At 43.9% G+C, this 13,869-nt stretch carries 15 protein-coding genes, 1 pseudogene and 1 riboswitch; of the genes and pseudogenes, 12 read left to right on the top strand and 4 right to left on the bottom strand.

From position 1 onward, the window contains the following. Positions 1-39 precede the first annotated feature (39 nt). Positions 40-624, bottom strand: a complete 585-nt coding sequence (locus tag BM003_RS04295) for a cupin domain-containing protein (RefSeq protein ID WP_093670450.1) — start codon at positions 622-624, stop codon at positions 40-42. Positions 625-950: 326 nt separating this feature from the next. On the opposite strand from BM003_RS04295, the gene BM003_RS04290 reads away from it, so the two are divergent. Next, on the top strand, positions 951-2,504 hold the full coding sequence (locus tag BM003_RS04290; protein WP_245734045.1) for a C39 family peptidase: 1,554 nt from the start codon (positions 951-953) through the stop codon (positions 2,502-2,504). A 602-nt stretch (positions 2,505-3,106) separates the two neighbouring features. Then, a complete protein-coding gene (locus tag BM003_RS04285; RefSeq protein ID WP_093670448.1) occupies positions 3,107-4,144 on the top strand; it encodes a dipeptidase in 1,038 nt (345 codons plus the stop codon). 3 nt (positions 4,145-4,147) lie between these two features. Here BM003_RS04285 and BM003_RS04280 read toward each other — a convergent pair whose 3' ends face one another. Continuing rightward, positions 4,148-4,792, bottom strand: coding sequence for a copper homeostasis protein CutC (locus BM003_RS04280; RefSeq protein WP_093670446.1), 645 nt, complete (start codon positions 4,790-4,792; stop codon positions 4,148-4,150). A gap of 87 nt (positions 4,793-4,879) precedes the next feature. Here BM003_RS04280 and BM003_RS04275 point away from each other — a divergent pair, with 87 nt between their 5' ends. Continuing rightward, positions 4,880-5,764, top strand: coding sequence for a class I SAM-dependent methyltransferase (locus BM003_RS04275; RefSeq protein ID WP_093670444.1), 885 nt, complete (start codon positions 4,880-4,882; stop codon positions 5,762-5,764). A 45-nt stretch (positions 5,765-5,809) separates the two neighbouring features. Continuing rightward, the gene (locus tag BM003_RS04270) at positions 5,810-6,319 is read left to right on the top strand and encodes a GNAT family N-acetyltransferase (RefSeq protein ID WP_093670442.1); all 510 of its coding nucleotides are present in this window, start codon (positions 5,810-5,812) and stop codon (positions 6,317-6,319) included. A gap of 430 nt (positions 6,320-6,749) precedes the next feature. Here BM003_RS04270 and BM003_RS04265 read toward each other — a convergent pair whose 3' ends face one another. Both BM003_RS04265 and BM003_RS04260 read right to left on the bottom strand, forming a co-directional pair. Further along, positions 6,750-7,022 (bottom strand): hypothetical protein, encoded by a 273-nt coding sequence (locus tag BM003_RS04265; RefSeq protein WP_177184637.1) that lies wholly within the window; start codon positions 7,020-7,022, stop codon positions 6,750-6,752. A 119-nt stretch (positions 7,023-7,141) separates the two neighbouring features. Then, on the bottom strand, positions 7,142-8,266 hold the full coding sequence (locus BM003_RS04260; RefSeq protein WP_093670438.1) for a GGDEF domain-containing protein: 1,125 nt from the start codon (positions 8,264-8,266) through the stop codon (positions 7,142-7,144). 362 nt (positions 8,267-8,628) lie between these two features. Between BM003_RS04260 and BM003_RS04255 the strand changes: the two genes are divergently transcribed. The 8 genes and pseudogenes from BM003_RS04255 (at position 8,629) to BM003_RS04220 (ending at position 13,861) form a co-directional block, all read left to right on the top strand. Next, on the top strand, positions 8,629-9,072 hold the full coding sequence (locus tag BM003_RS04255; RefSeq protein ID WP_093670436.1) for a GNAT family N-acetyltransferase: 444 nt from the start codon (positions 8,629-8,631) through the stop codon (positions 9,070-9,072). A gap of 29 nt (positions 9,073-9,101) precedes the next feature. Further along, positions 9,102-10,148, top strand: coding sequence for a S66 family peptidase (locus BM003_RS04250; protein WP_093670434.1), 1,047 nt, complete (start codon positions 9,102-9,104; stop codon positions 10,146-10,148). Beyond that, positions 10,145-10,573, top strand: a complete 429-nt coding sequence (locus BM003_RS04245; RefSeq protein WP_093670432.1) for a GNAT family N-acetyltransferase — start codon at positions 10,145-10,147, stop codon at positions 10,571-10,573. Before BM003_RS04250 ends, BM003_RS04245 begins: the two co-directional genes overlap by 4 nt. A gap of 39 nt (positions 10,574-10,612) precedes the next feature. Further along, entirely contained in the window at positions 10,613-11,149 is a 537-nt protein-coding gene (locus BM003_RS04240) for a CDP-alcohol phosphatidyltransferase family protein (protein WP_093670430.1), read from the top strand. A 353-nt stretch (positions 11,150-11,502) separates the two neighbouring features. Then, positions 11,503-11,583: pseudogene (locus BM003_RS17345) on the top strand (DUF1697 domain-containing protein); the annotation flags it as partial. Between the two features lie 123 nt (positions 11,584-11,706). Continuing rightward, positions 11,707-11,886, top strand: a complete 180-nt coding sequence (locus tag BM003_RS04230) for a MarR family transcriptional regulator (protein ID WP_093670426.1) — start codon at positions 11,707-11,709, stop codon at positions 11,884-11,886. 677 nt (positions 11,887-12,563) lie between these two features. Further along, positions 12,564-13,001, top strand: a complete 438-nt coding sequence (locus tag BM003_RS04225) for a hypothetical protein (protein WP_093670424.1) — start codon at positions 12,564-12,566, stop codon at positions 12,999-13,001. Between the two features lie 36 nt (positions 13,002-13,037). Beyond that, positions 13,038-13,140, top strand: a riboswitch (purine riboswitch). A 157-nt stretch (positions 13,141-13,297) separates the two neighbouring features. Further along, positions 13,298-13,861 (top strand): phosphoribosyltransferase family protein, encoded by a 564-nt coding sequence (locus BM003_RS04220; protein WP_093670422.1) that lies wholly within the window; start codon positions 13,298-13,300, stop codon positions 13,859-13,861. The last annotated feature ends 8 nt before the right edge of the window (positions 13,862-13,869 follow it).

Here is a 13,869-nt window from a genome sequence, read left to right as displayed (position 1 = left end):
GGTACGAAAAAATAGGATTCAGCGGCCGCGTGAGTGAAGTCAATGTTCGGCAGCCATGGCGTCGGCTTTTGTTTCGTGAACCGTTCCGTGTGGATGTTGTGGCGGCGCATAGATCGAGTACAGTTTGATCGGTCGATTGCCTGTATTGATTAAGTTGTGCCATTTTCCAGCAGGGATGATAAAGGCAAAGTCATCGGATACCGGTCTCTGAAACGTGAGCTGATCTTGTCGATCACCCATCATTACAAGCCCTTGCCCCTCCTCGATACGGATAAATTGATCCAGATGCGGATGAGCTTCAAGCCCAATATCTCCGCCAACCGGGATACTCATCAACGTCAGCTGCAGATGACTCCCCGTCCATAATGCGCGTCGATAGGCGTTATTCCGCTTGGTTACTTCTTCTATATTAAAAGCAATCGGAGCCGGCCCGTAATCGTTCCGGTTCATGACAGCCGGTCGAAACTCCGGTTCATAAACCGGTCCATGCGCGTAAGCGGGGTCAGGATAATAAGCGGGTATTTGCCGGACAGGATTCTGTGGATACGGCGAAAATGTAGCACGGCCAGCATTCCCAGGAGTCCGCCAATTATAGGGGATCGGGTACATTTGATTCGAATACATTGGATTCATCCTTTCGTTCCTATTGTTTAACACACTGTATGTTAGGGCGTTTGAAACGGTGCGTGACGATTCAAAGCTTCTGAGCATAACCTTCCATCGTTCTGCATGGTTGATTTGGCCTATGAAAGTGATCAGCAGGAGCGAATAGTCAGCGCGGATAAGCATTGCTGTGCCATTAATCTATCAAAAGTTAGAATTGAGAAATTATATTGAAAATAGTCATACCGACTCTATTCTCTTTGTTTCTATCGGCTTATGTTAGAAATTAAGAGATTATTTATTGCGCTCTTTTCACTCGCAATAAATAATAGTGGGGAGGCATCCTAATGAAAAAAGGACTCAAATCTGCATTGGCGATTGTTTTGGTATGTTTGATTGCCGGCATTCCGGTACAAACCTTTGCACGGCATGCCAAAACATCAGGGAAAGAAAGTGATCATACGTACATCATCAGTTCAGCAAAGGAATTTTCAACGGGAACACTCCAGAATGTGACGATTCACCAGCGTCCCGGCGATGGTGCGCTAACTTTAAAAAAATTGCACGGGGGCTATGCGCGCGACGGTATGTTTGTATCCCCGGAAATTTCAACCGATCCATTCGAGTATCTTATCGCCTCTTGGAACAGCGACACGCCGGTTGGAACCCATGTTGAAATTCAAGTGCGCGCTTTAGTTCAGCATTATAATGCGGATAATGAGCAGGTAAAAGACTGGTCGACATGGCGAACCTGGGGCAAGTGGGGGACGAACATCAAACGATCGAGCGTTAGCGACAAATCGGATCCGCTTGCTTATGTTGATGTGGATACATTCACGGTACGTGGCAGCCGCGGCGAAACGGCGGATAAATTCCAGATCCGAGCGCTTTTGCATACCGATAATCCACAGGCGACGCCGACCGTTCGGCTGCTTTCAGCATCCACTGAGCTGGGCTGGGGCACGATGAGCCAGCATCCGACGACAATCAAACTGAATAAAGATATTGAAACACCGGCTTACTCACAAATGATCCGCGATCCGAAAATCGCTCATTCGATCTGCAGTCCAACGACCATTACAATGGCACTGAATCGTATGGGCGAACAGTTACTTTTAGAAGAAGCGGCGCTGCGCAATTATGACTTTGACTATGAAGGCTTTGGAAACTGGGCATTCAGCGCTGCGCTTGCAGGCAGCTATGGCTATAAATCCTATTCTATTTTTACCGATCTTGACGGTCTGAAGCGCGAGATTAAAGCGGGTTATCCGGTCGCTGTCAGCGTTCGCTATACGAATGACCCGTTGAATACACGCTATCCATATGTGGAAGGCGCACCGGGTACGACACCGGGGCATCTGATTCTTGTGCGCGGTTTCGAGACAATTGATGGACAGGATTATGTGATTGTTAATGATTCGTTCGCGCCGTCCGACGATACCGCAGTGCGAAAGTATAAGGTTGATCAATTCCAAAAGGCGTGGTCGAACGGCGTTGCTTATAGTGTTCACAGCAAAGAAAAAGGTGGCGCGGGTGATTCAGCTGCAAAGCGTATCCATGCAGATCTGCGGCCGACAAGCAGTGAAAATGAATATGGGCTTTATGTTGGCAAGAAAAAAATTGAGATTCCGGCAAACTTTACTGCAGATGTCAGCCCACTTACCGAGCAATCCGGTACCTTGGCATACACCATTTCCGACGGCAAAAAATACGCCACGGACGCGCACAAGAAATTTTACTATACACATGAAACCTCAGACGGCAATATTTCGCTTAATGTGAACCAGCTGGAATTGGATTTGAATGGCAAAAGCGCAAAACTAACGCTTTATGTGCTGAGCACTACCGGTGACAACTATGTTGCGACACTTGAATTGAACAAAAAGCATAATAGTCATTAAAACAGGTACAAACAAAAATGTACTGAACCTCCCAGGTTAACTTGCTGGGAGGTTTTTTTCAGTGATGAATTTGAGGCGAGATGCCGCTAAAATAATGAATACACAATTATGTGGCTAGTCAACTCATTCAAATGCTTTATTAGATGTAGCAGTAAGTGAAACAAAAGGGAAGGAGTTGTGAAAATTGAAATGGGTGCAAATTTGTGAACATTATCGGTCATAGCAAACTTCTCCGAATCCACTTTGGCATGGAAAACATACAAAAAACTACATTTAGCCGACCCTTCACAAGAGTATTATATTTTCCGTACAGACCATAAAACAATTGAGGTTAAAGAACAGAAATTTATTGGAATTAGGAAACAGTTCCAATGAATATTCTTATCAAAGATGGGCTGCCAATCGTATCTGTGTCACTTTGTGGGTATCATTTATTTTAATTATGAATTTAAACAATTTACAAAACGCGTAGCACTTTAAAATCATAGGATTGATTGTTTACGCTCAAACAAAAAAACAGGTGCTATAATGAAACAAATTGAATTCATCCTCAAGGCTTGGGAATGACTTTTGTACATAAATAGTTGAGAGAGGGAATTACGTTGGCGGAATCGATACAGGAACACGCGAAACGATTGCATGAGCAGTATATTGCGCTTGATGCGCATTTTGATCTCTTAATGGAAGTAGATCTGCGTCGGAAATTCGGCTATCGAAAAGTAATCGAAACAGAGTTTCTGCCGATTCTTCGCGCAGGCGGGGTCAGTGCACTGGTCTGCTCGCTGTTTATTGAAAGTGAGTATTTGCCGGAGATGGGGCTGAAAATGGCGCTCGATCAGGTGAGCGCGCTATATTCGGAAATTGAAGAATCCCCGGATAAGCTCCAGCTCTGTACAACCTATGACGAAATTATTGATGCCCATGCGCATCATAAACTCGCAATTTTGCTTTCTCTCGAAGGTGTGGATCCATTAACGAATGATCTCGGACTCTTGCAGATTTTTTATCAACTAGGTGTCCGTTTTGTCGGGTTGACTTGGAGCAGACGTAATTTTGCGGCTGACGGAAGTCATTTCCACGCTGTAGATGAGGGACATCAAGGCGGTTTGACAGAGTTCGGTGTTCAGCTGGTTAAAGAAGCGGAGAAGCTGAATATGATCATTGACGTCAGTCATTTGAACGATGTTGGCTTGGCCGATGTACTCGAGCGGACGAATGGTCCCATTATTGCCTCACATTCCAATGCGCGTTCCATTGCCTCATCGATGCGCAACTTAACCGATGAACAACTATGCGAGCTGGCTGCTAGGGGCGGAGTGATCGGCATGAACGGATTTAACGCGTTTGTATCCGATAGTTATGAGGACGGCGATGTCAGTCATTTGATGGATCACCTCGACTACATTGTAAATCTTGCAGGGATTGAGCATGTCGGGATCGGTCTGGATATTTGCAACTTTCTGAGCGAGATTCCCCTTAAGCCTGCGGGACACACGAGGGATTCGTATGACGTGATCTCCAGTCATAGGGAACTGCCGCTTTTCACGGAAGAATTGATTCGCCGTGGTTACAGCGATGAAGAAATCGGCTTGATTATCGGCGGCAATTTCTTGAACGTGTATAAAAAGATACTTAAATAAGGCTTAGTCGGCAATGGGGACAATTCTCGTTCCATGTACTTCTTGGACGTTTAAGTTTTTTGAAACGGAAGCCGCATTCTGTGAGGAAATGCCTCCGCCCGGCAAAAGGATTAATTGGCCCGCCGCATATTGAATGAGCCGCTGTAAATAGCCAAAATGGCGCTCTATCGGCTCGTTCATCGATCCTCCATGGGTCAGGATCCGTTTTACATGATGCTCTGCCAGCCAGTCAATGGCAGAAAGCTGATTCTCCGGGGATAGCTGATCAAAGGCCATATGAAAGGTGATTTCCAGATCGGTAGCTGCTTCAATTAATTTAGCCGTTGCGGCAGTATTGAGCTGATTTTGTTCGGTCAGGCATCCGACGACAATACCATCGGCTTTTAGCAGACGTGCTTGCTTGATGTCTGCGCGCATCATTTGAATTTCGAAGTCTTTATAGACAAAATTTCCGCCGCGCGGTCGGATCATCACCATGACCGGCACGTTGCGGGAATGACAGTACTGAACGGAATGCGCCATCACGCCATAACTGACGGTGGTGCCGCCAACAGCCAGATTATCGCAAAGTTCAACTCGATTTGCGCCATGGTTGATGGCATTCGGAATTTGCGTGAAATTTTCTGCGCAGAACTCTCTTATAAGCATCACTTGCACCTCATTCTCTTATGAAAATAGAGTACCATGAATGAGGGCGTTTTGCTTATCATTAAAAGTGAGTAAGGAGATGGCAGTTTGGATAGTAATTGGTCTGATTATGTGCAAACCTCTGAGGAACTTTACCGATCCAGAGCATTGCGCTTTCATGATGAAAATAAAAAGAATTGGCTGAACCTGATACGAATTCAAGATGGCATGTCCGTGCTTGAAGTTGGGTGCGGCAGCGGTTTGTTCGCTCATCGGGTCAAAACCTATTTACCACACGCGACAGTCACCGGACTTGATTTTGACCTTGGACATATCGCGTTTGCCAAAGCGAAATCGCATGAACTTGGACTGGATTGCACATTTGTTAACGGCGATGCTACTGCCATGCCTTTCGCTGATCAAACCTTTGATTTGTGCTATTCATTCACGGTGATGGAACATATTGAACCCAATGCTTTTTTAAGAGAGCAGTATCGCGTTCTTAAAACTGGTGGGACAATTGCCGTGCTCACCGTATTACCTGGACTGAATTTGAATGGTGAAAATTGGCGCCCGTCTACGGGTGAGGAACAGGACTTGTTTGACAAGGCATTCCAAGCTGCGCCGGATGCACCGGTCCACGTGCGGAAGTACCCATTGTCAGCATCTGAATATGCGCCGATTATGGAAAAAAACGGATTCACCGATGTTAATGTCGAGGTTCTATCAATCATTAGTTATGCTCCTGACAACGCAGATATTTCGGACGAAACAGCAATCGAATCAATCAATGTCAACCGCCTTTTCGCGTTGAACAGCGTAGAAAAAGTGCTGAAACTGAATCCGGCTGCGCTGACTGATTCGGAGCACATCCATCTAAATGATTTAATCAATCAGCGATTTGATGAACGAATTGATTGCTACAAAATCGGAGAAAAGCTATGGGATATTGCGACGAGTAATGTCGTAGCGATTACAGGCAGTAAAAGGTAAGCGTTTGTCTTAAATGGAGTATCTAATAATGAAAGGCGCGATTACATGCTTGAAATCATAAAAGCCACCTTGAATCATTCTGATGATCTGGGGTATGTGCATGCGACATCATGGAAACAGGCGTATCAGGCGATCGTTCCGCAAATGGTTCTTGATCAGCTAACTCCCGAGGCTCGTACAGCTTTTTTCAAAAAAGCGATCCCTATAAGCAAGCATGAATTTTACATAGCTTATTTAAATGATCAGCCTGTCGGCATGATGTCAATCGGCAAGTCACGGGACAAAGATTTAGATGATCACGCGGCGGAAGTTAGCTCTATTTATTGTATTTCCGATGTTTGGGGCAAAGACTGTGGCAGACAGTTGATGGATTTTGCCATGCGCCAATTAAAGAGGCAATCGTTCGAAACGGTCAGCCTTTGGGTGTTCGAACAGAATGCACGCGCCAGAAGATTCTATGAAAAATACGGGTTTGTCTTTGATGGAAAAAAGGAAAAATCAGAGATTGGCGGGAAGCTGCTGACGGAAATGCGTTACATTTATAGGATCGTTTAAAGAAAAATTGCAACTCAGGTGCGCGTATGAAAAATTTTTTCTGCGACTAGCGATTAGTAGAAGTCGTTGATTACTGATGCAGCAGCCGTTTCATGCTCAACGAAAATTTTCATCAAAAAAATAGTACTTGTTGTTAGTTGACGGCAGATGCGCAACAAGATGCTCAATAAAAGGAAAAGAAGAAGTTAGACCGAACGCTGGAAAAATGAGGTCGAATCTATAAAAGGTTAAACCGAAGATAGCCAAAGTTAGACCGAATCCTCGGAAAGTTCCCCCGAAACCGAAGTCGAACCGAACACGACCAAAGTTGAACCCAAGAGAGGAGAAGTCGAACCGAAGACCCGAAGTTGAACCTAAGAGAGGAAAAGTTCAACCGAAGAACAAAAGTTCAACCTAAAGAGTAAAAAGCTGAACCGAACACGTGGAAAGTTCAGCCGAAGAGGGGAGAAGTTGAGCGCTGATTCTTTTGCCTGAGCGCTGATTCTTTTGCCTGAACGCTGATAATTTTGCCTGAACGCTGATTCTTTTGCCTGAGCGCTGATTCTTTTGCCTGAGCGCTGATAATTTTGCCTGAACGCTGATTCTTTTGCCTGAACGCTGATTCTTTTCTCTGAGCGCTGATAATTTTGCCTGAACGCTGATTGTTTTCTCTGAACGCTGATTCTTTTGCCTGAGCGCTGATATTTTTGCTTGAACAATGCAAAATTGATGATCTCTTTTACTCATGCATTTTTGCTGCGCACTTCGTGTTTCACTGCGCAACGAAACCATCCTTCTTCAGATAAAACTATTCATCTAGCAGACCTTAGAAACTTGAGTGGTTCAAACTTCCACACCTGCATGCCAGACAAAGTCCGTGTTTTTTCCAGGAGAATTTTTTGCTTTGTATAAAGCCTTATCTGCGGCGGCAAAGAATTCATGGGTCCCTAAAAAGAAATCTGGGTTGAATTCACAGATACCGGCGCTGACTGTCAGTGTTACCGGCAACGATAAACTGAGGCTTCTTTCTTCAAATTCAGCTCGGATTTTTTGAGCTAAGTGCTCAGACTCGGAAGCATTACGATGTGTGAGAACGGTAAATTCCTCTCCGCCGTACCTAAAGGCTTCGTCATTCTCGTCGATACAGTTGATCAGGGCATAAACAAAACAGAGAAGCGCATGGTCGCCGATTGCGTGACCAAATTGATCATTAATTTGCTTAAAGTTATCAATATCCCAAATGATTAGTGAAAACTCCTCATTCTTTCTGTTATGGTTTTGGATAAACAGATTCAATTGCTCATAAAAGGAAGCATGATTCAGTAGTTTCGTGAAGGAATCCTGCTTGACTTCGATAGTTTTCATGATGATATGATCGACCAGATCTGAGAGACCTGCGAGAACAATACGAGCTAGGATGGAGAGTACTCCCAGTAATGCAACCATACTTGTAATTTCCATGTATCCTTGATTCGCTTGCGCCGCTTTTGGCTTTAGCGGAAGAATAAAGAAACAAAAACATAGATAGCTGATCAGACTTGAAGCGGCAGCAAAGAATAGCGGCTTCTTGTCAACGTATAAGAGTGATATTAAGATTGGAATACAGAAGACAGCATAAATGGTACTGACTACATAATGTACAAAGACAAGATTTATACAAATGATCAAAGTTGCGATAAGCAGGATCAGTGCCTGCATTGCCGGTTTTTCTTTCGTGATGAAATGTTCAATTAACAGAGAAGCCGCGCATAGAACGAGATTATTAATGATTGTCGGTCTGATCACATAGATGAGGAGATAATTGGTCAGAGGCAGTTCGCTCTGAGAAAAGCCGGTAATGAATGATTTAATGAAAAAGATGCTTAATTCGGTTAGGAGAATGGCAGCAAGACAGATCCATAAATAGTTACATAAAACGCGGCTCCAATTCGATAAATTGATGGCACGTTCATATTTCAAACGGAACACTAATAACTCTCCCCTTATAATTGGCCGGGTGTTATTGTCAGGTGCTGACTTTCTATGAGAAGATCAGATTGAAACATAACGTTTACTCGAATGAATGGCAAATAGTCAATCTTTACAAGACTGATACTAAATAATATCAAGTAACCAAATAGCCAATTTTCAATATCAATGCGTTTCCACTCAACTATGCTTTGTTGCTTTACATATACACAATTGAGTGCGTTATCTTTACTATATTATCGTTAAATAAGAGGATTTTTCTGTGACATACGTATCGAATTACGACTTTTATACTGTTTTTTCATTTTTTCAGGGTCAAGTTAGATATAAAAAACGTTCACAAGTGAGAGGGGATGCTACCGATGAACTATTATGAATTGACGACAGAACATCTGGATGATATGGCGCGTCTCTATGTCGATGCTTTCAACGCACCGCCATGGAATGATGAATGGACAGTGGAAACAGCGCGAAAAAGGCTCCATCAAATGATCCATTGTGAAGGTTCATTTGGACTAGTCGCCTATCAAAATGGGAAGCTGTCCGGTCTTATTTTGGGTGGCAAAGAACAATTCTATGATGGCGTGATGTTCACGATTAAGGAGTTCTGCGTAGATCAGGCATTGCACCACACTGGAATCGGGACAAGCTTGCTCAATGCGTGCGAGAAGCGTTTAAATGAAAAGGGAATAAAGACTATAATATTGGTTACATCCAGAAATGATGGAACAGAAGGTTTTTACCGACGCAGGGGCTTTCATTCCATTGACGGTATGGTCATGATGGGAAAAGAACTGTGTGATTGAAAATAATTAATAGAAAGGGGGTTGCGCGTATGCTGAATTTAATCAAACCACCTATGCTTAAGCCTGGCGACACAGTGGCGACGGTCAGCTCATCGTGGGGAGGCGCGGGTGACGAAGAAATTAACTGGCGCTACTTTCAAGGGAAAGAACGATTGGAGAAGGTTTTCGGTTTAAAGGTTGTGGAAATGCCAAACACTTTAAAAGGCACGGATTACGTCTATAACCATCCGGAGAGGCGAGCAGAGGATTTAATGCAGGCTTTTGCCGATCCATCGATTAAAGGGATCATCTCCTGCATTGGCGGAAGCGACAGCATTAGACTGCTCCCTTATATTAATTTTGATGTGATTCGGAACAATCCGAAAGTCGTGACCGGTTATTCGGACAGTACGGTCACTCATTTCTTCTGCCTGAAGGCTGGTATTTCTAGTTTCTACGGGCTCTCCCTGCTCAATGATTTTGCTGAAAACATCAAAATGTCGGATTACACGGAGCAATGGGCGAGAAAAGTACTTTTCAGCGGTGCGCCAATTGGTGAGATTCCGGTTTCCAAGGAATATACGGCGCAGCGCCTTGAATGGAAAATTGAGAACAAAAATGTGGCAAGAAAATTTGAAGCAAATACGGACTATGAACTTTTGCAGGGCAGAGAAACAGTGACCGGACGACTGATTGGCGGCTGCCTGGAGGTCATGGACATGATCAAAGGTACTTCACTTTTCCCGGAATTAAGTGACTTCGATGATGCCATACTTTTTCTTGAAACATCGGAAGAAATGCCTCCGGTTTGGCTGCTTGAGGACAGCCTGCGAAGCTATGGTATGATGGGCATTTTTAATCGAATTAACGGTCTGATTTTCGGCAAACCGTACAAAGGCAAGTTTTATGAGGAGTATAAGTCGGTCATTCGCTTGATTTTAGCGGAATTCGGCAAGGAAAATCTGCCTGTTCTGTATAATGCCAGCTTTGGTCACAATGAACCAAAATGCCTCCTGCCTTATGGCGCGATGGCGGAAATCAGCTGCGAGAAACCCGGATTCGCCATTTTAGAATCGGGTGTTGAGGTGTTCTCATGATCATTAGGAAAATGAATGCGAACGATTTGCCACAGCTTGCTGCTCTGTACCGGCAGTTTTGGAATGAAGAATCTAATGTTGATAAAATGCGCGCTCAATTTGAGAAAGTAAATCGGCAAAAGACGCATATTTTATTGAGTGCGATAGCGGATCATCGGTTAGTTGGGTCTGTTATGGGCGTGGTATGTGCTGAGCTGTATGGTGACTGCCGACCTTTCCTTGTTGTTGAGAACATGGTTGTCGATCAGGCAACGCGACGAATGGGTGTCGGCACACATCTGCTTGGTGAGTTGGAGAAACAAGCCCGGGTAAGAAAATGTACGCAAATGATTCTTGTGACAGAAACAGATCGCAGCGATGCTTGCCATTTTTACGAGACCTATGGCTTTTCACGAGACACCAAAGGGTATAAGAAAAAGCTTTGATTTTTTCAGGTATTCATTTTGAAGGCAGGAGATATCATTTTGAAGCACGTCCCGAATATACTCACGGTAAGCCGTGTCATTTTCACGATTCTGATGCTTCTTTTTTACAAAGATGGTTGGGTGTTTGCTGGACTTTATAGTGCGGCGGTGGTTAGTGATCTTCTTGATGGTTTTATCGCTCGCAGAACAAACAACCAGAGCAGATTCGGCGCACGGCTGGATTCATTCGCGGATATGCTGATGTATCTCACTCTAATGGTGCTGGTCTTTTATTGGGCGGGTGAACTGCTCGTGCCACTTATCCCATGGATTGTGCTTATCGCAATGATTCGAATCGGAAACTTTCTAATTGCCGCGTACAAGTACCATGCGTTTGCCGGCTTGCACACATTGGCGAACAAATTGACCGGAGCGCTTTTGGTCCTCACCCCGATCGTATATTTCACGTTCAAGAATGGTGGCTTTTTCTGGATCGTCTGTATGATCGCGCTATGCTCTGCGGTTGAGGAAACACTCATTCATTTAACCAGTTCGACACTGAATGAGAATCGGCGCAGTATTTTTTTTGAACGATAATGATTATGCTGAAAGTAGTGCAGCTATCAATCCGTTGACAGTATCGGATGAACGGCATAGACTTTTACTATGTTATAAAACGGTTGCAAATCGTTCGTTTTGGATTGGGTGTACCCATGAAGGAGGAATGTATGATGTTTGAATTCTTAGCTAACCTATTCTCGTCAATTGCAGGTGTTTTTTGGTTCAATCGTTCAAAAGAAAAACAGAAGCAGTCAAAAAAATGAGCCTACCTTCATCATATATAGAGGGAACACAAACTTTTTTAGTTAAGTTTGTGTTCTTTTTTCGTTACGATCAACTTAATCTTACTGTATTTGGTTGACTGCAAAGAATTGAAAAGAGGACAGTGTATGATCTATATCGCCTTATTGCGCGGCATTAATGTCGGATGGAAAAATAAGATAAAAATGGCAGATCTGCGAGAAAAATTGAGTTCCCATTGCACAACACGAAATTGGAAAACAATTGACAAACTCCTTGCACTCTCAAATCAATCTGAGTGATTATAATAGAATTGATGATCACTAAAGATACCAATCGGAGGGATTCAAGCAATGGAAAGCTATGATGCCGTACTCGCCTTTTTTGAAAAGGCTGATGAACCTGCAAATGCGGGAAAAGTGGCCGAATCAACCGGATTAGATAAGAAAGAAGTCAACAAGGTGATGACCAAGTTGAAAAAAGAAGAGAAAATTGTCTCACCAAAAAGATGCTATTGGGAACTTAAAAAATAATTTTTAGAGCTGCCTTTGTGCCGGGGAAAGTGGTTCGCCACTCGCTTCGGTTTTTTACAAGTTAAGAACGTTTAGCGTTTTGGCTTGCCGGTACGACGATAAGGTCATAAGAGGCGGTTGGGCGATCAGGTAAGCCCAATCTGAGAAATAAGCGGAAAAATTCCGCTTATTTACAAAATGAACGAAAAAAAAGCTTAAATAGACGGAGAAATTCCGCTTATCGAATCGAAAAACGTGAAAATGGAGTATTTTTCTGTGCATAGGCGGAAAAATTACCCTTATTTACCTGTGAAACAAACGCCATGATGCATATAAGCGGAAAATCTCCGCTTATTTTATTCCGGCCGCCTTACTTCATTAAGAATCCAAATGATTTGTTAGAAGACTTGCCAATTGGCAAGCCTTGGCGCAGACAGAGGCGCCGTCACGACGGCCATGGACGGCCTAGTGTCCTGTGCACAACGTTGGAATCATCACATCCTGTGGAAAGTACGCTCGGGTAGCTCAAAACTGCGCTTTCTTGATCTTCGACGCTCAGGACGGCCTAGTGTCCTGTGCACAACGTGCGACGTGGCGTTCTGCCTGGCCTCCTCCTTTTTGAACAGGCTCTTATACGTATAACTTTCCTCTCCAATCACCATCCTAAGTGTATTAAACTACTGGATGGTGATTTTCAAATGGAGACGGTGAGTGAATTTTTGAAACACTTAGAGTATCTTAACCGTTTTAATAAAAATCAAAAAATGTGGCTGCGGGCGATGGTTTCTTTTATACGCGGCAATTTTCCAGAATGGGAAGAAACAACCTTTTGCCGGATGCCCACGTATTACTGGGGTCACAAATACATAACCTTTTCAGCAACAAAGGATTGTTTTTACTTTCATACCAATGATGAGACGCAGATACTGCTCTTGAAAAGGCAGCTCATGAATGTCAGCTATGGCAAGCGATGCATTCGTGTCCCTCTGAGTGATACAACGACAATGCAAACGTTCTTCGAGGTGTTTCGCAGCGTCTCCCGCCGAATACATGAACGTGAAAATCTGCGCGAAATTCAGGCGAGATCAACTAATAGTTTGAATAATGATTCTGTTGCCAAAAAATTATTACAGTGATATAATTTTTATTAAGCAAGAGGTCGAAATAAGTCGAATTACATAAAAAAGTGAAACCATATAAGTCTGCAAATAAGGTGTGGAAGTTTCTACGCGGCAACCGTAAATTGCCTGCGCTATGGTGTTCTTTTTCCGGTGACCCGGGTATGGCATCTGCTATTGGAATTTTCCATGCGCAGGACAGCTTTTATTTGCCATGGTCATTGGGAACTCGTCGTAAGGCAGAGGACACCGGTTCCCTGCTTTTTTACTGTTTGACTAACCATAACTATTGAAGGAAATCAGGTGAACCGAAAATGGATGAATTTGTGCTCAAGGTTGCGGGAGTCCAGCGAAAGCTTCCCGTTGTCCGGATCGCGGATAATATTAAGATCGCAAGCTTTGTTATTTTGGGGGATACGGAGTTAGTATCCGCCGCAGCCGCGACATTGAAGGAGCGCATTCCGGAAGCGGATTATTTTATTACAGCAGAAGCGAAAGGAATACCGCTGATTCATGAACTGGCGAGACTATGCGGGAAGAAACGCTATTTTGTTGCGCGTAAGAGTATTAAGCCATACATGAGCGAACCGTTTGCCACTGAAGTTTACTCGATTACGACTCAGAGAAAGCAGCTGCTTTGCATTGAAAAAGAAGAGAGCGAAATGATTAAGGGCAAACGCATTCTGATTGTAGACGATGTGATCAGTACCGGCGAATCGGTACACGCACTTGAAAAATTGATCACAAGAGCCGGCGGCGTGCTCGTTGGTAAAGCGGCGATTCTTGCCGAGGGTGAAGATGCGATCAAGCGTGATGATATCATTTATCTTGAAAAGTTACCGTTGTTCCCGATCGATTCGTCCGATGCCATCCAATAAAGCAGGGA

The organism is Sporolactobacillus nakayamae (genome assembly GCF_900113325.1).
GTDB lineage: Bacteria > Bacillota > Bacilli > Bacillales > Sporolactobacillaceae > Sporolactobacillus > Sporolactobacillus nakayamae.
The sequence above is the reverse complement of the archived record's forward strand: the minus strand, read 5'-3'. Positions and strand labels throughout refer to the sequence as shown.

Bases quoted from the DNA above. Each gene is read 5' to 3' on its own strand.
- BM003_RS04295 (WP_093670450.1), bottom strand. From the start codon at position 624: ATGTATTCGAATCAAATGTACCCGATCCCCTATAATTGGCGGACTCCT.
- BM003_RS04290 (WP_245734045.1), top strand. From the start codon at position 951: ATGAAAAAAGGACTCAAATCTGCATTGGCGATTGTTTTGGTATGTTTG.
- BM003_RS04280 (WP_093670446.1), bottom strand. From the start codon at position 4,792: ATGCTTATAAGAGAGTTCTGCGCAGAAAATTTCACGCAAATTCCGAAT.
- BM003_RS04270 (WP_093670442.1), top strand. From the start codon at position 5,810: ATGCTTGAAATCATAAAAGCCACCTTGAATCATTCTGATGATCTGGGG.
- BM003_RS04255 (WP_093670436.1), top strand. From the start codon at position 8,629: ATGAACTATTATGAATTGACGACAGAACATCTGGATGATATGGCGCGT.
- BM003_RS04250 (WP_093670434.1), top strand. From the start codon at position 9,102: ATGCTGAATTTAATCAAACCACCTATGCTTAAGCCTGGCGACACAGTG.
- BM003_RS04245 (WP_093670432.1), top strand. From the start codon at position 10,145: ATGATCATTAGGAAAATGAATGCGAACGATTTGCCACAGCTTGCTGCT.
- BM003_RS04230 (WP_093670426.1), top strand. From the start codon at position 11,707: ATGGAAAGCTATGATGCCGTACTCGCCTTTTTTGAAAAGGCTGATGAA.
- BM003_RS04225 (WP_093670424.1), top strand. From the start codon at position 12,564: ATGGAGACGGTGAGTGAATTTTTGAAACACTTAGAGTATCTTAACCGT.
- BM003_RS04220 (WP_093670422.1), top strand. From the start codon at position 13,298: ATGGATGAATTTGTGCTCAAGGTTGCGGGAGTCCAGCGAAAGCTTCCC.